Annotated in this window: 16 protein-coding genes; 7 read left to right on the top strand and 9 right to left on the bottom strand. The window is 45.2% G+C overall.

Annotated features, from left to right (window positions below):
* Positions 1 to 66: 66 nt before the first annotated feature.
* Both nrdB and yfaE read left to right on the top strand, forming a co-directional pair.
* Positions 67 to 1,200 (top strand): class Ia ribonucleoside-diphosphate reductase subunit beta, encoded by a 1,134-nt coding sequence (nrdB, locus tag RJD38_RS13470; RefSeq protein WP_005598612.1) that lies wholly within the window; start codon positions 67 to 69, stop codon positions 1,198 to 1,200.
* Positions 1,200 to 1,478 carry a class I ribonucleotide reductase maintenance protein YfaE gene (gene yfaE, locus RJD38_RS13465; protein ID WP_005598610.1) on the top strand — a complete coding sequence of 93 codons (279 nt, stop codon included), beginning with the start codon at positions 1,200 to 1,202 and terminating at the stop codon, positions 1,476 to 1,478. Before nrdB ends, yfaE begins: the two co-directional genes overlap by 1 nt.
* Before the next feature lie 127 nt (positions 1,479 to 1,605).
* Here the strand turns inward: yfaE and RJD38_RS13460 are convergent, their stop codons facing one another.
* The gene (locus RJD38_RS13460; protein WP_005598609.1) at positions 1,606 to 1,854 is read right to left on the bottom strand and encodes a hypothetical protein; all 249 of its coding nucleotides are present in this window, start codon (positions 1,852 to 1,854) and stop codon (positions 1,606 to 1,608) included.
* A 184-nt stretch (positions 1,855 to 2,038) separates the two neighbouring features.
* Positions 2,039 to 3,286: a CinA family nicotinamide mononucleotide deamidase-related protein gene (locus RJD38_RS13455; RefSeq protein WP_005598607.1), complete on the bottom strand. Its 1,248-nt coding sequence runs from the start codon at positions 3,284 to 3,286 to the stop codon at positions 2,039 to 2,041.
* Between the two features lie 177 nt (positions 3,287 to 3,463).
* Between RJD38_RS13455 and RJD38_RS13450 the strand changes: the two genes are divergently transcribed.
* The 3 genes from RJD38_RS13450 (at position 3,464) to RJD38_RS13440 (ending at position 6,967) form a co-directional block, all read left to right on the top strand.
* On the top strand, positions 3,464 to 4,357 hold the full coding sequence (locus RJD38_RS13450) for a DUF3943 domain-containing protein (RefSeq protein WP_005598605.1): 894 nt from the start codon (positions 3,464 to 3,466) through the stop codon (positions 4,355 to 4,357).
* A 227-nt stretch (positions 4,358 to 4,584) separates the two neighbouring features.
* A complete protein-coding gene (locus tag RJD38_RS13445) occupies positions 4,585 to 5,097 on the top strand; it encodes a glycine cleavage system protein R (RefSeq protein ID WP_005598602.1) in 513 nt (170 codons plus the stop codon).
* A 259-nt stretch (positions 5,098 to 5,356) separates the two neighbouring features.
* Entirely contained in the window at positions 5,357 to 6,967 is a 1,611-nt protein-coding gene (locus RJD38_RS13440) for a methyl-accepting chemotaxis protein (RefSeq protein WP_065545970.1), read from the top strand.
* 92 nt (positions 6,968 to 7,059) lie between these two features.
* Here the strand turns inward: RJD38_RS13440 and nspC are convergent, their stop codons facing one another.
* From nspC to RJD38_RS13425, 3 genes are all read right to left on the bottom strand, one after another.
* A complete protein-coding gene (nspC, locus tag RJD38_RS13435) occupies positions 7,060 to 8,193 on the bottom strand; it encodes a carboxynorspermidine decarboxylase (protein ID WP_065545344.1) in 1,134 nt (377 codons plus the stop codon).
* Positions 8,194 to 8,856: 663 nt separating this feature from the next.
* Positions 8,857 to 10,101, bottom strand: coding sequence for a carboxynorspermidine synthase (locus tag RJD38_RS13430; RefSeq protein WP_065545345.1), 1,245 nt, complete (start codon positions 10,099 to 10,101; stop codon positions 8,857 to 8,859).
* Between the two features lie 9 nt (positions 10,102 to 10,110).
* On the bottom strand, positions 10,111 to 13,023 hold the full coding sequence (locus RJD38_RS13425) for a pyridoxal phosphate-dependent class III aminotransferase (RefSeq protein WP_065545346.1): 2,913 nt from the start codon (positions 13,021 to 13,023) through the stop codon (positions 10,111 to 10,113).
* 703 nt (positions 13,024 to 13,726) lie between these two features.
* Here RJD38_RS13425 and RJD38_RS13420 point away from each other — a divergent pair.
* Complete coding sequence (locus tag RJD38_RS13420) at positions 13,727 to 15,007, top strand: TolC family outer membrane protein (RefSeq protein ID WP_406853133.1); 1,281 nt, start codon at positions 13,727 to 13,729, stop codon at positions 15,005 to 15,007.
* Positions 15,007 to 15,630, top strand: a complete 624-nt coding sequence (locus RJD38_RS13415) for an OmpA family protein (protein ID WP_005598870.1) — start codon at positions 15,007 to 15,009, stop codon at positions 15,628 to 15,630. Before RJD38_RS13420 ends, RJD38_RS13415 begins: the two co-directional genes overlap by 1 nt.
* Before the next feature lie 64 nt (positions 15,631 to 15,694).
* Here the strand turns inward: RJD38_RS13415 and nhaA are convergent, their stop codons facing one another.
* The 4 genes from nhaA to RJD38_RS13395 all read right to left on the bottom strand — a co-directional run bounded on the left by nhaA (position 15,695) and on the right by RJD38_RS13395 (position 21,385).
* The gene (gene nhaA / locus RJD38_RS13410; protein ID WP_065545347.1) at positions 15,695 to 16,852 is read right to left on the bottom strand and encodes a Na+/H+ antiporter NhaA; all 1,158 of its coding nucleotides are present in this window, start codon (positions 16,850 to 16,852) and stop codon (positions 15,695 to 15,697) included.
* 308 nt (positions 16,853 to 17,160) lie between these two features.
* Positions 17,161 to 18,279: a lipocalin-like domain-containing protein gene (locus RJD38_RS13405; RefSeq protein ID WP_065545348.1), complete on the bottom strand. Its 1,119-nt coding sequence runs from the start codon at positions 18,277 to 18,279 to the stop codon at positions 17,161 to 17,163.
* A complete protein-coding gene (locus RJD38_RS13400) occupies positions 18,280 to 20,733 on the bottom strand; it encodes an ABC transporter permease (RefSeq protein ID WP_005598863.1) in 2,454 nt (817 codons plus the stop codon). It abuts the gene before it with no gap.
* Positions 20,714 to 21,385 (bottom strand): ABC transporter ATP-binding protein, encoded by a 672-nt coding sequence (locus RJD38_RS13395; protein ID WP_065430455.1) that lies wholly within the window; start codon positions 21,383 to 21,385, stop codon positions 20,714 to 20,716. The genes RJD38_RS13400 and RJD38_RS13395 overlap by 20 nt, the downstream gene beginning before the upstream one ends.
* Between the last annotated feature and the right edge of the window lie 18 nt (positions 21,386 to 21,403).

The following is a 21,403-nucleotide window of genomic DNA, read 5'->3' as shown; positions in this document are numbered from 1 at the left end:
GAACATTTATTAATAACGAACATACGCCCCTTGAGATTCGAGGGGCTTAAAAGGAATTGAGGCATCATGGCTTACAGTACTTTTAACCATACAAAAAACGACCAACTAAAAGAACCTATGTTTCTTGGTCAATCGGTTAACGTTGCACGCTACGACCAACAAAAATTTGAAATTTTCGAAAAACTGATCGAAAAACAACTTTCTTTCTTCTGGCGTCCAGAAGAAGTTGATGTATCGAGCGACCGTATTGACTACAACAAGTTACCCGATCATGAAAAACACATTTTCATCTCTAACTTGAAGTACCAAACACTGTTGGATTCGATCCAAGGCCGTAGTCCGAACGTTGCCCTACTCCCGCTGGTATCTTTACCAGAGCTAGAAACTTGGATTGAAACATGGTCGTTCTCTGAAACGATCCACTCACGTTCATACACACATATCATTCGTAACATCGTTAACGATCCAGGTCTTATCTTCGATGACATCGTTGAGAATGAGCACATTCTGAAACGCGCAAAAGACATCGCTCGTTACTACGATGACTTGATCGAAATGACCAATGATTACCACCGTTACGGCGAAGGGACTCATCAAATCAACGGCGAAGAAGTAAAAATCAGCAAGTACGAGCTGAAGAAGAAACTTTACGTTTGTTTGATGTCCGTGAACGCACTAGAAGCGATTCGTTTCTACGTTAGCTTTGCTTGTTCGTTTGCCTTTGCAGAACGTGAACTGATGGAAGGTAACGCAAAAATCATCAAGCTCATTGCTCGTGATGAAGCATTGCACCTAACTGGCACACAGCACATGATTAACATCTTGCGTAATGGCCAAGATGACTTCTCATTCATGCAAGTGGCTGAAGAGTGTAAACAAGAATGTTTTGACTTGTTTAAAGAAGCGGCTGAGCAAGAAAAAGAGTGGGCTGAATACCTATTCAAAGACGGTTCAATGATCGGTTTGAACAAAGACATTCTATGTCAATACGTTGAGTACATCACTAACGTACGCATGAATGCTGTTGGTCTACCAACGGCTTACCCAGAAGCAACCTCTAACCCAATTCCATGGATTAATGCTTGGTTGTCTTCAGATAACGTACAGGTTGCACCACAAGAAGCTGAGATTTCATCTTACCTTGTTGGCCAAATTGAAAGCGATGCGAAAGCTGACGACTTTAAGGATTTCGAACTGTAATGGCTAAAGTCAAAATCAACGGACTGCATACCATCACGACCAACGCATCTAATACTTTATTAGAAACAATGGAAGCGGCTGGCATGGAAGTCGAATACAACTGCCGAGATGGCCATTGCGGTGCTTGCCGCTGCAAGCTAAGCTCAGGTGAAGTTGAATATGTTGGTTTTGCTATGGCTTATACGCAAGAAGATGAAATCTTACCTTGTGTGACAAGAGCCAAAAGTGATGTGGCCTTAGAAGCGGTTGCTTACAAGCTCAAAGAGAAACGTGCTTAACGTTGTTTCTGTTCGACATTATCAATAACAAGGCCAGCGACTGCTGGCCTTGTTATTAATCAAATTTATTATCAATCTATAATCGCTGTATACAGCGTATTGCCAATAGTTCCCACAACGACACCAATTAATCGATATCGACACCTAATAGAAGCTGATCTGCCGTTCCCATTGAGATTGCTTTTCCGGCCACTTCTCGACCGCCATCATCAAATAGCGACAAACGATACCCCATCTCTTGCTGATGCTCGTCTTCCTCAGGAGCACGACGCCAAATCGAATGAGCATCATGATATTTGCGGCTCGATGCCTCTCCTAAGATAACTTTTTGACTTGCCACTTGGTACCACACTAAGATCTTCGACTGTTGATACATGCCACCCTCCTTGTGCATTTTGGCAGAAGAACATTCAGTTTAAGATCAAATGAAAACTTTGCCTGTCGCAAAAAGAAGAATTATTAAATTATCTTTTAAATTCAGACAATTAGAGCTTAGATGATTTTCTTCTAAGCTCTACACAATTGAGGCAGTTTTAGACTGGATTCAACATTGGATCACGTTAGAAACGTGAGTTTAAAACGCTTTGAGGGATATACATTTCTTTTTCACGCGTCAAAGAACTGTATTGGGCAAACATGGTTTTACTCGATAAATAGCGACGCAACATATCAGCGGCGATCGTCGTGATCAGTAAAGCTTGGTCATCACGATTATAAACACGGTTAAACGACAAAGTTTGTCCCCACTCGCCTTCTGGGGTTGCTAAGGCCAAAGTAAAGGTTTTTTCTATCAACTGCCCCGTTACAATCGCAATGTCAGTGGCGCATTTATCTTTGGTTGCTCCTGCCAGAGCGAGAGTTTCCGCTAAAACATCACTTTCATTACCGCCCACGGAAACCTGACCACCCAGCACCCAACCATGGCCACAATACTCAGCGGCTTTTTCATTAGAGTGTAACCAGGTTGCTAAACGGCCCTGCGTTGAACGCTCAGCAACTGAAATAGAAAACTTCTTATCGCTGATCAAATTGCCTACGTGAGCATGCATGGGTTCATCTACGCTCACCACGCTGCCATCAATCAATTTGAAAATCAGCTGCATCAATTTTAGGCGCGTATCCAACTCCCCTTTAGGGCCAAACAATTTGACTTCGATAAACGGTAAATATGAGCGATAACCAAGACTATAACCGGATGGTAATTGCACTTTATCCAGCTTGTCAGATAAAGCAGATTCCGACGTGCCTAAGGTATACAAACGACTGCAATCAAGACCAAGTACATCACGATGCTGTAACTTCATATCTGGGATGATTTGCTCAAGAGTCATACGCTTAAATTCGCTTGGCACACCCGGTGTAAAGTAAAAGTCGCATTCATTGATGCGCATTTTAAAGCCACATGCCGTTCCTATCGGGTTGTCGAGAAGCGTCGAGCCGACTGGCAGCATAGCTTGTTTACGATTGCTTTCTGGCATGCTCATACCACGAGAAGCGAAAAAAGCTTCTAGACGCTCTAACCATTGCGGATAGAGTTCAAGATCCACCTCAGCGGCAACCGCAGCGGCTTCCGTACTGACATCATCACAAGTTGGTCCTAAACCACCATTGACCACTACAATATCGCTGTTAAAACTCAGCATTAACAGTTCTTCCGCAAGTGATCCAAGCGAGTCTCCCACTGTAGAGCGCTTTGTTAATGCGAAACCTTTTTGAAAAAACTGCTCAGACAGCCAAGCTGCGTTGGTATCGACAATATCGCCGTGTAATACCTCTTCGCCGGTGCTTAGCATTGCTATTTTTAACATAACTTTCCTTAAAATAAGAAAATTTAACGACTATCTATTTATATTTTGACAAAAAACCACTATTTTCTATAACGGTATCGTTCAGTAAAATTTCGCTAAATTATTGTTTCTAAGTAGGCGAAATTATTAGATAATTGTGACGATAATCACTAAATATAATAGACGTGGAGTCGTTACGTGCTAAATAAAAACCTCGGTGCTTTGATGTTATCGCTTTCAGCTTGTGCCAATGCTAATGACATAAATGGACACTATGAGTTTTCATATACCGTTGACTCTCAACTCAATGAGCATCTTTATAGCAATAGCTATGGTTATTCACAACCTACAGATGCATTTTCATTAAGTTATGACGACTCACAATTAGATCTCAGTGACCCAGAATTACCAAGATACCTGCAAGTTTCAGATGGCCGTGACTGGCAATACCTTAAAGAACAGACTTATACCGTATTAGGTTTGAGCGTCGTTACCGTCGGTTTGATGACCATGCTACCTGAATCAATCACCAAATGGGATGAAGAAGATCGCGACATCGCCAATCTCGGTAAAAAATGGGCTGATAACGTCAGTGCCGGCCCAGTTTGGGATCGTGATGAGCACGTCCTGAATTATGTGATGCATCCGTATTTTGGTGGCGTCTACTACACCGCTGCGCGACATGCCGGTTTTAACGAGTTTGATTCCTTCCTCTATTCTGCCGTTTTATCGACTTTTTTCTGGGAATACGGTGTCGAAGCATTTGCTGAAGTCCCATCGTGGCAAGATCTCTTTATCACTCCATTTTTTGGTGCTGTAGTCGGCGAATTGATGTTTGAAACTGAGCAAGATATTGTCGCATCCGGTGGCGAAGTGCTTGGTTCCGAAACCATGGGCGACGTAACCCTATTTTTCCTCAATCCTGTCGGCCATATTCATGGTTGGGTTTCTGGTGCTTGGGGTGGCAGTGCTGACTTTCAATTTAGCAGCAAACCTTGGTTTGGTAATCAAGACGCGGCCAAGTTTGCCCTAGATGCCGGTGCCAACTACGACAGTCAGTTCTATGGAATGGAACTCAAGGTGACTTTCTAACTCGTCACTCGAGACAATGATTTTCATATCAAGCGGTTCTACGAACCGCTTTTTTTGTGCTTGATATTTGATATTGGTAAGCCAGATCTCAAATTAGGGCAAAAAATTGACCTAAATCAAACGCTAGAGCGTGTTGGCTTCTACACTGAATATATCGGCAATACGCTCTGTAAGCACAATTTAGAGCGATTGCGCCCCGCTCCGCACAAGCATTTTGGAGGTAAATTATGACGACAACTTTCATTGCTAACTTCGTCGGTAAAGCGACGCCTGCAACGATTAAACAGCTCGCAGCTGTCACACATGAAAATGGCGGCAAGTGGTTAATAAGCAAAGTAAACTTTATTGAAGAGCAAGTCGCAGCTGTGATTAAAGTTGAGCTCCCTACTGAAAATGCACAGATCGTTCAAGATGCGTTCAAGCAACAACCTGATTTACTCGTACAAATTGTTGAGGCAGACAACCTAAAACACAGCGCTGAGCGTATTTTCCAATTGAGACTCGATGCCAATGACCGCGCCGGTATCGTCAATGAGATAACCCAAGTGCTAGATGGCCAAGGGATTAACATTCTCGATATGGATTGCCAACGCGTATTCATCGCCGGTGGTGGCGGTATTAGCTCTAGCCTATTCACCTCAACCATCGCATTGCGCTTGCCAAGTGATGTTGAAATAGCCGATGTCGCCAAAGAGCTCGAATCTCTAAGTGAGGATACTCGAGTCATAGTTGAGCAGTAACTGCCTTCAAACCCAGTGAACAAACCGAGCCAGCAAGTGCTTTACTAATAAAAAACTCAGTAAAATCCGTACCAATTCTATGAAAGGAAGCTATCAGCTTCCTTTTTTTTGCTTAAAATTTGCACTAGATAACACTCCTCTCTTTTTCTGCCCAATATCACATTTTTCCAGCCACTATTTACCTAGAACCTACATTAATAACACTAAAGTGGTAGTTAATTTGCAGTATACGACCCAACAGCCAAAGGAGCGCGCTATGATATCGAAGCTCAATAACATTAAAGTTAGCCATAAACTGACCATCATTATTATTGCCAGTATTATCGGCTCTCTTTGCTTATTATTTATCGCGAGTAAAAGCCTGAAGGACAATTTAATCTCAGAGCGAGAGGCAAGACTCAGTGCCGTAATCGACAGTACTCTCTCACAAATCCGCCACCTAGAACAAACCTTACCTAAAACGACCGCCCAGCGAGAAGCAAAAAACCTGATTCGTGCATTACGCTTTGATGGCAATAATTATCTATTCGTGATGAACGAGCAAAGAAAAGTTCTCGCTCATCCTATTCGGCCCGATCTTGAGGGCCAGCAAATGGGAAATCAGCGTAACGAACGCGAACAGTTCTGGTTTGAAATGGTTGATACTGCGCGAAATGGTGGTTCTGGAGCTGTTACTTACCCTTGGCAAAATCAATCAGGGGCGTCTGCCGACAAACTCTCAATAGTAAAAGGCTACCCTTCTTGGGGATGGATACTTGGCTCAGGAATGCTGCTTGATGACATCAACACTTCTATTCTCTCCCAACTTATCAAGATGGCCATCGCATCACTAACGGTCATCTTCGTCATGGCGACTCTCGGTCTCCTCATTACACGCTCGATTGTTGGGCCAATGGCTAAAATCAATCAAACGATGGCACTGGTTGCAAAAGGAGATTTGACTGCAAAGGTGCCTGTCATTGGCAAGGATGAAATTGGTAAGGTCGCAGAACATATCAACGCCAGTGTTAACGCAGTCAACCACGCACTGGCAGAGTCTGCACAAGGTTCACAAAACGTAGCTCATGTTGCTGCTCAAATAGCGTCTTCTGCCGAGGAAACCAGCCATGCCGTATCAGCACAACAAGATCAACTCACCCAACTCGCCACCGCGATGAATCAAATGAGTGCGACCGTGGCTGACGTTGCGAGCCATGCTGAAGAGACTGCTCATGACACGCGAGATGCGACCTATGAAGCCGGCATGGGTGATAAAGATGTTCACTCCAGCGTCGATTGTATTAAGTCTTTGTCTGATGAGTTGGTACACGCTTCCGATCAAGTCAGCAAACTCAAACGAGGGGTGATGGAAATTGGCGATGTGACTGCTGTGATTAGCGGCATCTCTGAGCAAACCAACTTACTAGCGTTAAACGCGGCGATTGAGGCTGCTCGAGCAGGTGATCAAGGACGTGGCTTTGCTGTTGTTGCCGATGAAGTACGCAATCTAGCCAGCCGAACCCATGATTCGACGAAGGAAATACAAACAACCATCGACCAGCTGCAACAACTGGCTATTTCCACCGTTTCAGCAATGGAAACCAGCCAGTCATTGGCACAAAATAGCGTTGAGTTAGCGGAGAAAGCTGGCAGCGATCTCGATATGATCGTGAGCCATATACAACATGTCAGCGATAAAGCAATGCAAATTGCTACCGCTGCGGAAGAGCAAAGTTCCGTCGCAGAAGATATGAACCGCAATGTTACTGGAATTAATGATTCCGCGGTCGAAATGTCCCACGCCGCCAACTATTTAGCTCAAGAGAGTGAAAGTTTAGCCGATCTTTCTCACCAACTAGACCAAACTCTTGCTCGCTTTAAAATCGCCTAAATTCTCACGAGCATTAGCAAACTCACATATATCTGGCCTAACAACTTAACCATAGTCAGATTCAAAAAAGCCCGCAAATGCGGGCTAAATCTCTAGTTAACGCTCCACAGGCTGAGTGTGCGTTTAAAATCTGAATAATCGAATTGATTGATTTTCTCTACTTCGCCATTACTACGTTGGCAATAGACACTAGGCATACGTAAGCCATTAAACCAATTGAGCTTAACCATGGTGTAACCCGCACTGTCTAAGATATGAAGCCGTTGTCCGATCTCAAGTGGAGCGGCAAAACGTGCCACACAAAACTGATCACCCGCCAAACAAGAACAAGAACCAATAATGTACTCATGCGCCCCAGATTCATCGGCTTCAAGTAGCGAGGCTGGCTCATTGTAGATCAGCGTATCTAAGCGGTGCGCTTCGGTTGCCGAGTCGACAATCGCGGTTTTCTTGCCGTTGTCGACAATATCCACCACAGTGACAACTAAGTCTGTTGTTTGGGTAATGATTGCCTCACCCGGCTCCAAATAAAGTTGCACACCATGTTTGGTTGAGAACGATTTCAATGCCAAGGCTAACTTATCGATATCATAGCCCGGCCATGTGAAGAAGACCCCACCGCCTAAGCTAACCCAGTCCAATTTGTCTAAATACGTACCGAAATTAAGTGATATTGCATCTAAAAGCGCGATAAACGCATCTACATCTTTGTTCTCACAGTTCATGTGGAACATCACGCCATTGATTGAATCAAACACCAAAGGGTCGATATGATCAGTTTGTACACCTAAGCGAGAATACTGACGAGCCGGGTTCGCCAGATCTTGACCAGCATAACTAACACCGGGATTCAAACGTAAACCAAGTGACGCTTTACCCTCGACAATATGGCGATAGGCGGCAAGTTGAGACTGTGAATTAAAAATCATCTTATCGCAGATATCCGCCACATCACGCACATCATCTTCACTGTAACCAACACTATAGGCGTGCGTTTCACCCCCAAAAGTTTCATAACCTAACTTCACTTCGTAAGGCCCAGAGCTTGTCGTGCCATCAAGATAAGGTTTGATAATGTCAAATACGCCCCACGTTGAAAAACACTTCAACGCCAAGACTAGCTTTACGCCGGACGCTTCTTTTAGGCGCTTCGCTTTTTCAAGGTTTTCTATCAACTTATCTTCATTAATCATGAAGTAAGGGGTTTTAAATTCGTTCTGCTGCATATAAACCTTTCTCGCCTTCTGTCTGTATGAAGGCGCTATATGTGATTTTTGTTATTCCAGATCATCTCTCAAACATAAGTGCGAACCTCGCCCCCTAAGGCAAGACCCCGTATCACGCTCGTGCCTCGCTACACGGAATGACCAATGACATAGAAATATTCAATCTAACCACCGTCGTCATTTCAGATTGTGCTCTAAGTACAAGTCCGGGATCTTGCCCCTTGAGGCAAGATCCCGTATCACGCTCGTGCCTCGCTACACGGAATGACCAATGCCAGAGTAATATTCAATCTAACCACCGTCATCACCCCAGATTTTGCTCTAAGTACAAGTCCGGAACCTTGCCCCCTGAGGCAAGATCCCGTATCACGCTCGTGCCTCGCTGCACGGGATGACCAATGACATAGAAATATTCAATCTAACCACCGTCGTCATTCTCAGATTGTGCTCTAAGTACAAGTCCGGAACCTCGCCCCCTAAGGCAAGACCCCGTATCACGCTCGTGCCTCGCTACACGGAATGACCAATGACATAGAAATATTCAATCTAACCACCGTCGTCATTCCGGATTGTGCTCTAAGTACAAGTCCGGAATCTTAGCCCTTAAAGGCAAGATCCCGTATCATGTTGAGTACCTAACACTCACAAGAGCAATATCAACGCTTATTTCAGCGTATGAATCTCAGGCTGACCTGGTTCTAACTCTTGCACACCCCACGTCAAACCAATTGATGGCATGGTTTCAAGAAACGGATCCGGGTCAAGCTGTTCCATATTAAACACGCCGGCGTCTGCCCACTCACCACGGAAGTATTGCAGCGCAGCAGTAATGGCAGGTACGCCCGTTGTGTAGGCGATCGCTTGATGCTCTACGTCGTCATACGCCACTTCATGATCGGCATTGTTATAAATGAACACACTACGAGGTTTACCGTCTTTACGCCCTTGAACCCAAGTTCCAATGCACGTTAGTCCCGTGTACCCTGGAGCCAACGAGGTTGGATCCGGCAATAGCGCCTTGAGAACATGCAAAGGTTGAACAACCGTACCATCATGCAGAGTGAGCGGTTCTGGGCTTAGCAGGCCAATATCACGCATACAGTTAAAGTAGTTGAGGTATCGGTCGCCAAAACCCATCCAAAACTCAATACGTTTAGCCGGGATAAACTCCTTCATGGAGCGAACTTCATCGTGCGCCATTGAGTAAACTTTATGCGTTCCACAGTTAGGGAAATCAAACTCCAACATGCGCGAATGACAGGGAACTTGCTTCCATTCTTCATTCTCCCAATAAAAGGAGTCACCCTGAATTTCTAACATGTTGGTTTCAGGATCGAAGTTAGTCGCAAATTTTTTACCATGGTCACCAGCATTCACATCCATTACATCGATGGTGTCAATTTCATCAAACAGGTGCTTCACAGCATAAGCCGCAAAAACGGAAACCACACCAGGATCGAAACCTGCCCCCAAAATACCGGTGATACCTGCTTGAGCGAACTTTTCACGGTAGTCCCATTGCCAATCATAGGCTTCTGGTACTTGCTGCCCTTCGCTGCATAGATCCACCGCAACAGAAGTATCAAGATACGAGACTTTCGCTCGATAACACGCTTCCATGATTGCCATGTTGACCCAAGGAGGGCCGGCATTGATTACCAAGTCAGGCTCAACCTCTTTAATCAATGCAACCAATGCATCAACATCATCCGCGTTCACCGCGCGTGCTTGCAGCAACTTGCTTGAGTCTTTGGCATTGTTTTTAGCTTTAATTGACTCAATGATTTTTTCACATTTCGCTACGGTGCGAGAAGCAATCGTAATATCACCTAATACATCGTTATTTTGCGCCGCTTTATGTGCAATTACCCAACCAACGCCACCAGCTCCAATTTGTAGAATAGCCATCGTTTTCCATTACCTCTTGTTGACTAGCTCGCTTGCTAGTGTGTTGATTTTTCCAAGTAAAGCTTCAAAGTCCGCCATGGTTAAGCACGGATTTAATAACGTGAATTTTAATGCGGATTTCCCCTCCACCACGGTTTCACCAAGCACGGCAATACCTCGTGTGAGGGCTTCTAATCGCAGGGTTTGGTTGAGCTGATCAAGATCGGTGACATCGTCACTCACCACTCGGAACAACACCGTTGATAGTGACGGCTCAGCCAAAAGCTCTAAACTCGCATCATGTCTAATTCGATCTGCCACCTGTTGAGTTTGTACAATCAAATGATCGACCATTTGCCCCAGCGCCGTAGGCCCGACACTTTGCATGGTCATGAACACTTTCAGCGCATCAAATCGCTTGGTGGTTGCGATCGATTTATCGACCAAATTAGGTAACTCATCATGTTCACGATTGAGATAATCCGCGTGGTGTAGCAGGTACTTAAAGTTGGCTTTATCTTTAAGTAACACCGCGCCACAACTGATGGTTTGATAGAACAATTTATGGAAATCGACACTGACAGAATCGGCTAATTCGATACCCGCTAAGCGCGCTTTATGACTGCTTAAAATAAGCGCCCCACCATAAGCACTATCAACATGGAACCAAAGTTGATGTTGTGCGGCGAGTTGAGCAATGGCAGTAAGATCATCAATCGCGCCATGATCGGTTGTACCGGCAGTGCCCACTACGCAGAATGGCATCAAACCTTGTTGGTTCAATTGCTCAAGCTCGGCTACCAATGAATCGATTTTCATGGTGCCATTAGGATGGGCATCAACACAGCAAACACTCTGCTCTCCTAACCCCAGTAACGAAGCAGATTTTTGCACCGTAAAATGGGATTTTTTCGAGCACAGAATGCGAAGTTTGTTGGCAAATGAAGGTAAACCTTGTCTCTGAATAGAATGCTCTGCGAGCTTATCGGCAATGCGATCGCGAGCAAGCAGTAAGCCCATTAAGTTGCTCTGCGTGCCACCACTGGTAAAAATGCCATCCGCTTGAGCGCCAAGTTGGAACTTGCCACACATCCAGTCTACGACTTTCTGCTCAACATAAGTTGCAGCAGAGGCTTGATCCCATGAATCCATTGATTGATTGAGCGCGGCGATCATCGCTTCTGCAATCACTGATGGCATTAATGGGGGCGTATGCAGATGTGCAATGCAGTTGGGATGCTGCAACATGATTGAGTTTTTACCCACCAGTTCAGCGGTTTCACTGATGATTTGCTGCAATGAGCCATGGGCATTATCAAGATCGACTGCATTGATCGCTTGCTCCAATTGCTTAGGATGCAAACCAGAATACGGCGCATTAACCTGCTCAAACACCGCCTTCATTTGCGCCGTCGTGTGATTCATCGCGGCGGCGAAGACATCACTTCCCTGTTCACCGACTTGAATAAAGTGTTGTCGCCACTGCTGTTGAAAGTGATTGGGTGAATCGTACTCAAGCTCAGTGACATACTCACCACCAGCAACGAGCATTGCTTGCTCAAGCACACGTAATGCAAAATCGATTTGCTCTAAAGAAATGATTAACGGAGGTAAAAAACGGATTACCGATCCATCACGGCCGCCCTTTTCAATCATTAAACCGCGCTCAAGCGCCGCTCTTTGGATTCGTAACGTGAGTTCACCATCAGCAACTGGCTCACCAAATCGATTAAGCTCGCTACCAGGCTTACAAATTTCAACCCCAAGCATTAATCCCTTGCCACGCACTTCCGCGATACAGTTGATGCGCTTTTGCAGCGCTTCCAAGCCGTGACGTAAATATTGCCCAGCAATATTGGCATGCTCAACTAAGCCGTCTCGCTCGATGATCTCTAACGCTTTTGCACCTGATACCATCGCCAATTGGTTACCGCGAAATGTCCCCGTATGTTCTCCGGGCAGCCAAGTATCATATTGCTTATTAATAACCAGCAATGACATCGGTAACCCGCCGCCAATAGCTTTAGAAAGACATAGAATATCAGGCTGAATACCTGATTCTTCATAAGCAAAGTGGTATCCGGTTTTACCCACACCGCATTGAATTTCATCGAAAATCAACAAAATCCCATGCTCATCACAAATACGGCGCAGCTCTTTTAACCAGAATGCAGGAGCAGGGATCACACCACCTTCGCCTTGCACCGGTTCAACCACCATCGCTGCTGGCTTCATGATGCCCGCTTCATCGTCGGCTAGTAAGCGTTCAATATAACCAATGCTCGCTTTTGCCCCCTCCTCGCCGCCAAGACCAAATGGACAGCGCAAATGATAAGGAAACGGCATAAAGTGCACATCAGACATCAATCCTGTACGACGGGCTTTAGTGTTCAAGTTGCCCATCATTCCCATCGTGCCATTGGTCATACCATGATAGGCACCACGGAAGGCAAACATGGTATTTCTGCCCGTAACTTGTTTCGCCAGTTTAATTGCCGCTTCCACCGCATCAGCGCCTGATGGACCGCAAAATTGCAATACTGAATTTTGCGCCAATTCGGGAGATAAAAAACGCTTCACCGCTTGAATAAAGCCGTTCTTCGCCTCGGTAGTGATATCGAGCGTTTGATACGGAAGCCCTGAATCTAACTGAGCTTTCAACGCTTGATTGATCTCTGGATGGTTATATCCCAGCGCGAGTGTGCCGGCTCCAGCAAGACAATCGAGAAAGATTTGCCCTCTAGTGTCTTCAACTAACACGCCGTAAGCCTGCTTGATAGCTATCGGTAGACGTCTTGGATAAGAGCGGACAGCGGATTCGTGAGCAGCCTGATCAAGCAATGCTTGGTCGGGCGTAAGATCGTAAACGCCATCAACAAATGGCACCTGTTTTGAAAAATAAGTCGCGATATCTCGGGTATCGACTTCAAAGGCTGTACTCATGAAAATTCCCTTGAATGTAATCATCCTATTTTGGCGAGGTCGACGCCAAACATTAGGTACAACAATTCCCTTCGCAGCCTATAGGCGTGCAAAGACCAACCCGTCAAAGAGACGGATTACAATTTAGAAAGGAAGTTCAAGGTTCAGTGATGCAGCTGTTTTGTAAAACAGGACATTTTGGCAGAATAAAGCTGATTGGTGCTTGGAGTATTGAAGCTTGGATCAATACTTGTTGGTTAAATAATTTCAATGTTGGGTTTCCCATTAACATGCCGCACTTACGACATTAGTATCCCGTCTATCGATAATCGGATTATCGATACCTACCCTACGTATCAGCACTCAACTTGAATGCGAGCTACGCGTCTCCCCCAGAGTATCAATATAAATAACTACCGAGATTGCGCGCGAAATTAACATAACTCCATATTATCTGGCAATGTTTTTTCACAATCTGCTGCATTTGCATCTACATTAAAAATGTAAATGTCGATTACAAATAACAGAACATGACAAATAAGTATTAGACTTTTGATCTAACGAACTATTTTTACAAACAAAAGTTCTACTTTTATCAAAAGCTAAACTAACATTTAGTTAATCTTTTAAACCACATTATTCGTTTAAAAGCTCCATAGTGGTATTGAGTCCATGGATTAGGGAGAGAACTGTGAAAACTAAAAATGCGCTAATTTTAACGGCCATGCTCGTTAGTAGTAGCCAACTGAGCGCTCAAACTCTTGAGCAGGCAGTTGCGATTACGATGAAGACAAACCCTGAGATCAAGCAAGCGTTTAATGAGTACCAAAGTGCGGTAAAAGAGCACGACGCCTCCGGTGGTGCTTATTTACCGAGTATTGATCTTGATGCGGGTATTGGTTATGAAGGTCTTGACCCTGCAGCGTCTACGGGCAGAGAAGACACCGACCTCACCCGTAAAGAAGCCACTCTCAGTCTAACTCAACTTTTGTGGGATGGTAACGCAACCATCAACGATATTAATCGTACTGGAGCCGATGCTGAGTCGGTTCGACTGCAACTAATGTCGAACGCGTCTGATTTAGCATTAAAAGTCACTGAAATCTACTTAGATGCCGTGAAAGCTACTGAAGTACTGGCCTTATCAGAAAGTAATCTGGCAGTGCATAAAGAGATATATCGCGATATTAAAAAACGGGCCGACTCAGGTATTGGTTCAACCGCCGATGTTTCTCAGGTTGAAGCTCGTATCGCAAAAGCGCACGGTAACTTGCTGGCTGCACAAAATAACCTCATCGATACACATACTCAATTTCTTCGTGTGGTTGGGCAGCAGCCTTTAGGGCTTATTTACCCACGCGCAGATGAGAGTAAATTGCCTTTATCGTTACCTGAGGCCATCGATACCGCCTATGAACGTCACCCAGTCATTATGATTTCCAAGATCGATGTGGATGCCGCTCGCTACCAATACAAACAATCGAAAGGCAACTATTACCCAACCTTTTCCATTGAGGCGAGTCAATCATGGCGAGATGATGCTGGTGGTGATGTGGGCCGCAGTGAAGAAACACTTGCCATGCTAAGAATGCGATACAACCTCTACAACGGGGGCAGTGATAGTGACCTTTCAGAACGAGCCGCTTTCCAATTAAACAAAGCAAAAGATTTGCGTGATAGCGCTTACAGACAAGTGGAAGAAGGTCTAAAACTGTCATGGAGCGCTCTCGACTTAACCCTGCAACAAAAAGAGTTCCTTGCAGATCACGTCGATTCCGCATCTGAAACGGTGATTGCTTACGAAAAACAATACCGAATCGGTAAACGTACCTTACTCGACTTACTAAACACTGAAAATGAACTATTCCAAGCGCGTAAAGATTACCTTGATGCACACTACTCGGAGCAGTATGCAAAATACCGCGTGATGAATGCCACTGGTAACTTGTTGGATGCGCTACTTGTCGAGATACCGGCAGAGTGGACTGAGAAAGTGGAGTATTAATGATGAAAACACAATTTCTGTTTACCTTATTACCTTGCCTACTCATTAGTCCCTTTGTGACGGCGGAAGAAGAGCAAGATGAATACGAATATATCGCCACTCCTGTGGTTATTCAGGTTGCCGACCAAACCGACGATGATCGCGATGGCGTTATCAACGCACGAGACTTATGTGTTAATACCAGCGAAGGGGCGCTGATCGACAATGATGGCTGCGGATTTGTCATCGCAACCGAAGAAAGTCTTAAGTTACGTATTTTGTTTGCTAATGACTCATCAAAAATTGAGCCTATCTTTGAGAACCAAATCCGCTCTATGGCTGATTTCCTCAAGCGTTATCCAGAAACATCCATCGAGATCCAAGGCTTTGCCAGTCAGGTCGGCACACCAGAATATAATCTGGCGCTCTCAAAACGACGCGCGATTGCTGTGGAAGATGAACTGCTTGCCAATGGGATATCGGCAAATCGCCTATCAATCGTTGGCTATGGGGAATCTAACTTAGAAGCCTTAGGAGATGATGATTTATCTCATGCAAAAAATCGTAAAGTGACGGCCACCGTGGTTGGTTTTGAACAAGAAGTCGAACAAGAGTGGAATATCTTCTCCGTCATAGAAAAATAAGTTCCCACCATTAAAAAAGCCTCGGCAATTGTGTCCGAGGCTTTTTTGTATCATGCGTTATAGCTTATGATGCTTTGCTTTTTTCTTTCGGTAGCGAAAGTCTTAACAGAATATAACCCAGTACAGCGGCTGTGGTTGACCCCATCAAAATACCAAGACGAGCATAGGTATCAAACTCTGCGTTCACAGGACCAAACGCTAGTGATGAGATAAAGATCGACATGGTAAAGCCGATACCACAAAGAACCGATACTGCAAAAATATGCTTAAAGTTAATCCCTTCTGGTAGCTGAGCTACACCCGTTTTCACCGCGGCCCAACTAAAGGCAAAGATACCAAGTGGCTTACCAATCAATAGACCCGCTGCGATACCCAATGGCAACATTGAGGTTAGGCCATCGATTGACACGCCTTCCAATGAAATACCCGCGTTAGCGAAAGCGAACAGTGGCAGAATAAAGAAAGCAACGTAAGGATGCAGTGCATGCTCCATATGTTTCAATGGTGAACGTTCGCCTTTGTTGCCTTTCAGTGGGATAGCAAAACCAATCACAACACCCGCTAGCGTGGCGTGTACGCCAGACTTAAGTACCGCAAACCACAAGATCGCGCCCACTATCATGTATGGCAGCAGTTTCGTCACACGACGAGAGTTCATCACAAACAGCGCCGCTGTCATTGCAAAACCAACCGCTAAAGCCGTCGTAGACAAGTCACCGGTGTAGAACAGCGCGATGATAACAACAACACCAAGGTCGTCGATGATCGCAAGCGCCAATAAGAACACTTTTAGGCTAACTGGAACACGGCTGCCTAGCAGCGCCATGATACCCAATGCAAAAGCAATGTCAGTTGCCGCTGGAATCGCCCAGCCTTGAATCGCCGCAGGATCATTAATGTTGAATAGCACATAAATCAGTGCCGGTGCTAACATTCCACCAACAGCGGCAATAGCAGGGAAAATGGCTGTTTCTTTCGATTTCAGCGCACCTTCCAATAATTCACGCTTAACTTCTAGACCAATCAACATGAAAAAGATTGCCATCAGGCCATCATTAATCCAATGAGAAACCGACATACCGAATACATAGGTATGCAAAAATGATTGGTACATTTCATTTAATGGTGTGTTGGCAATGGTCATCGCAATTGCAGCGGCGATCACTAGTAAAACGCCCCCTGCCGACTCCATTTTGAAGAAGTCGCGAATAATATCACTCATGATATCGTCCTTATATTTATTATGTTAATAAGTGATTAACAAAGAATAACCCAGAGTGTATAGCTATCCTTAGGTAAGGAAAAATCGCTTGTTTAGAGTATTAACCTCGGAAATTCCGAAGTAAATGTTTCTATTTTGCGCATATTCCTTATCGGCTTAGTCATTAAACCGATATTGTGTGCCACAAAACAACGTTCCTGCCGCCTGTGTGACTATATTACTTGCATTGAATATAGAAAAAGCGCGATGTTTTCACAAATGTGAAACAACGCGCTTCATCGCATTATATTCGAAAAAACACAGAATAATCAATAACCTGCTAACTGCATAAATCCAACACTTTCATGACTACCCGTGGTTGTGATTGGTCCTTCCCAATAAGGCAGCACAAATGGCAGCCACATGTTCTCGTTCAACACTTGTGTGGTCAGGTTAATATCATAGTCAGCAACATTAATTACCCACTGCAGTGGAATGCGTTTCTGATTGGTAAAAATAGTGGGTTGCAAAGGAACAACCGAGATCTGTGAAGCATCAAGGTTAATCACTTTGCCATCATTGGTCGCCAAAGTACCAAAAACAAAAGGAGTCTGCTTACGATGACGATAGCGGTTAATTGATAATGTGGTTTCATCATCGAGATGAAAAACAAACCAGTCCCAGCCTTGTTGTCCTTCTGCGAGTAAGCCACTCCCCCACTCTTTACTCATCCAAGCTTCACCAAAGACTCGGAAACTACGATTGCCATCGAGACTAATTTTCCCGGCGACATCTAAGAAAGGAGCCGACAAATTAAGCGAAGCCAAAGGCTGCAAATCATGTTTAGTGACATAACCACGGTCACCGGGCAAAACAAAAGGCCCAGAAGCATTGGTGCGCAGCGTTAAATCAAACGAATCAGAGCCCGCATTTAGTTCGCCAGGGAAAGGCGTACTGCCCATGGCATCCCACACCCAGTTATCGATCCACAATTTAAACGGCGCTGCATTCATCCCTGCTTGGCCGATACCACCGCGGGACAAACGTTGCTCTTTCCATACTTTACTACCATCTGAGATAACAATATGGGAAATATACAACTGAGGGCTTTGCCAGCCAGCTCGCTCATGTTCGTTACTACTAACGCGCAGATAACTCCACTGGATGCCATAACGATTACCCGAACGGTCTTGTACATTAGCGAAGAAGTGCCACCAGCCATGTTGATATTCATTATGAAAGTCGAAGTCACGCGGCAACACAACAGGATCGCTAGGTAGAACAGGCTCAAATACTTGTGGGCCTTGATTTTGTAAGATCGTCACTTCTTGATTCTTAACCGATGTGCTGTCTGCATAATACTGCTGGTAAAGCCACCAGATCACGATACCTCCGAGCAGCAACAACAAAGAGGCACACAAAGATTTGCGAGAAGTCGACGTATTCATCTATAACGCATCCCTTAACGATTTCATGGGTGTGTTTCGCACTAAACGCAACACGGGCATCGCCCCGGCAAGCACCAATGACAACATCGCTAAAGCAACCGTATTGATGTATTCATAAGGGATAAATTGCAGCTCAAGCGTCCAGCCAAACGACTGTTTAATAATGATGTCCACCACCAAATGCGCCAACATTAAGCCCAAAGGCATCGCGATAATGATGGAGATAGCGCCAAACACAAATAGCTGCAAGCTGCCCATTAAGACCAGTTCTTTGCCCGACATACCTAAACAACGCAGCAACGAAATATGCCGTTGACGTGCAACCTCACCCGCGACCGTGGAGAAGAAAATACCAAACACCGCGATAACCAATGTGATGTTACCTAAGGTATCTGCAATCGAGAAAGTACGGTCAAAGACTCGCATGGCTTGTTTATGAATGCTGCCATTATCAAAAATCCGTTCAGCATTAAGTCTAAATACTGACTCCATGCGACGTTTTAATCCAACCGAACTCACATCTTCATTCAACACAGCACCGAGAGCAACCGTACCACTGCCAGCATAGGAGTAAAGCCAGTTACGATGTGAAAGCAATACCTGATTGTAAGGGTTACCGTAATCGTAATAGACCCCAACCACTTGCCAGCCCTGACCGAGTTTGCCATACAAGTTAATGTAATCACCCGGTCGTATATTCAGCTTGAGCGCCATCGATTCACTGATCATCACCCCTTTCGAATGATGTAAGTGGTACCAATAGTTCGGCACACCTAACTTCACTGTTAATGCCGCAAGTTCACCTTCTGAAGACCCGGTACTCACCACTTGCAATGCACCGTTTGGTGTTACGGTCTCTTTCTCCCAGCGCCACCAAACCGATTTCACTTCTGGTTGTCTATCTAACCATGTGCTCAAGCGAGCCGCTGAACTGCTGCTTGGGTAAATATAGATATCTGCCGCCAAGCGTTGGCTTAACCATTTATCGGTGGTATCACGGAAGCTGCCCACCATGGTTTCTACACCGATATTTGCAGCCATTGCCAACATAAAGGCCATAGTTGCAACGCCGCGATAACTCATACTCGCTGCCGCATCAGAGAAGAACCAACGCACTTTTACCCAACGCATTGAATAGCTAAAACTCATGAATACACGCCATACTAAAAACGGCGTAAACAACGCGACACTCAATAGCATCAACGCAATGATGGCAAAGCCACTTTCTTGAGTTTGTGGAGCCTGATAAATCGCAACGGCAGCAACACACAGCGCGCACGAGATCAGCGCTTGAATAGAAAACTCTGTGCCTGTAAAACGCATCAACGATAAACGCGTGGTCAAACGAATAGGCTGAGCGCGGAGCAAACGCACTAACGGCCATGCACATGAAGCAAGCGCGCCTAGCATGGTCATACCCAAGCTGACATAGCTCGATTTCCAATTCCAATTGATCGCTAAACCGACATTGGCATCATAAAGATCACCTAAACTCGCTGACACCGCAGGGATCAATTGATTGGCTAAGATCATGCCAAGCAAATTGCCGCAAAGCCAACTGATCAGCACCAACGCCAATAGCTCTAACAACATCGCCTGCGTTAATTGCCAACCCGAAACACCCGTCTGGCGTAATATTCCCACCAACGGCTGACGCTGAGTGAGTGACAGAGACATTGCTTGATAGAAAATAAACAGACCAACCAGAAACGCCAACATTCCCATAGCACTAAGGTTCATGTGGAAAGCTTGAGTAAGCGACTCCAGTTCAGCACGTGAACTGCGTACCAAAGCCAATCCGTTAGGTAGATTCGCTTTTAGCCTTTCAAGCTTTTCAGCCGGCATATCCGCACACGCGATAGTCGAAATCCCTGAACTGCGTTCCAACATACGAATCAGTGACATGTCAGCAATAATACGCGTGCCGTTAAGGCGGTTTTCACGATCGACAATCAGCGGCCCAAGATCACTACCATCATCTAAGTGAATAAAATCTCCATCCGTCCAACTCATGTGGCTCGCAAGATCCGCACTCACCAATACGGGATAAGGAGGATTCATCAAACCAAGCGTAGTGAGGTCTTTTAAATTCACCCCCGGTTGCAACTGCAACATCGCAATCGGGTCAATCCCAATCAGCATGAGATCGGTATTATCTGCAGTATTCACACGCAGGTTGGTAAACGGCGCGCATTGATTGAAGCCTTCGCGACGCATTTGGATATAGTAACCTTGTGGAATTTGGTTAGTCGCGTGCTTAGGGCGGATTCGATAAGGTAATGGGTTTGAAAATAGCTGTTCGCCATGCGCATAACTTTCACGCGCATGTTCATTGATTGCGGTGACTCCAACCAGTAGAGAAACGCCTAAAGTTAAACCGAGCCAGACAAGAAGGATTTGAAAAGGATAGCGTCTGTAGTGGCCAAGCAGTGCTTTAACTACGGGCCATAACATGAAGCTGTCCTCCTTGAAGACGAATACGTCCTTCCATGTGCAGGGCGACTTTTTCACTATGCGTAACAAGCAATAAAGTACATTCAAGTTGGCGAGTCAAAGAGGTCAACAAACGCATTACCGCTTCAGCATTACGCTCGTCCAAACTCCCGGTAGGTTCGTCGGCAAGCAGTAACTTCGGTTCCATATACAAAGCGCGCGCGATCGCAGCACGTTGTTGTTGACCACCGGAGACTTCTTCCGGGTATCGACCAAGCAATGGCATTAAATCAAGAGCAGAGAGAATTTGACGCCATAATCCTTGATCTTCAGGTAGGCCTTTAAGCTGACGACAAAAACGGATGTTATCGGCGATATTCAAGGTTGGCAGCAGGTTGAACTGCTGAAAGATGAGGCCGATATTACTGCGACGATAAGCTGTTCGCTTACTTTCCGATTCGTTTTGCATCATGAAATTCGGAAACTCGATTTCGCCTGAGTCGACAGTATCAAGACCCGCAATGAGGTTTAAAAGTGTGCTTTTACCAGAACCACTTTCACCCATCAGTGCCACTTGTTGGCCTTGGTGTAACGACAATTCAGCGCCTTGCAAAACAGGGGGGAATTCACCCCCATCTACATAGCCTTTACACAGGTCTGATAGTCGTAACATTTGTCGCTCGAAGAAGAA

This window comes from Vibrio scophthalmi (genome assembly GCF_040869025.1).
GTDB lineage: Bacteria > Pseudomonadota > Gammaproteobacteria > Enterobacterales > Vibrionaceae > Vibrio > Vibrio scophthalmi.
The sequence above is the reverse complement of the archived record's forward strand: the minus strand, read 5'-3'. Positions and strand labels throughout refer to the sequence as shown.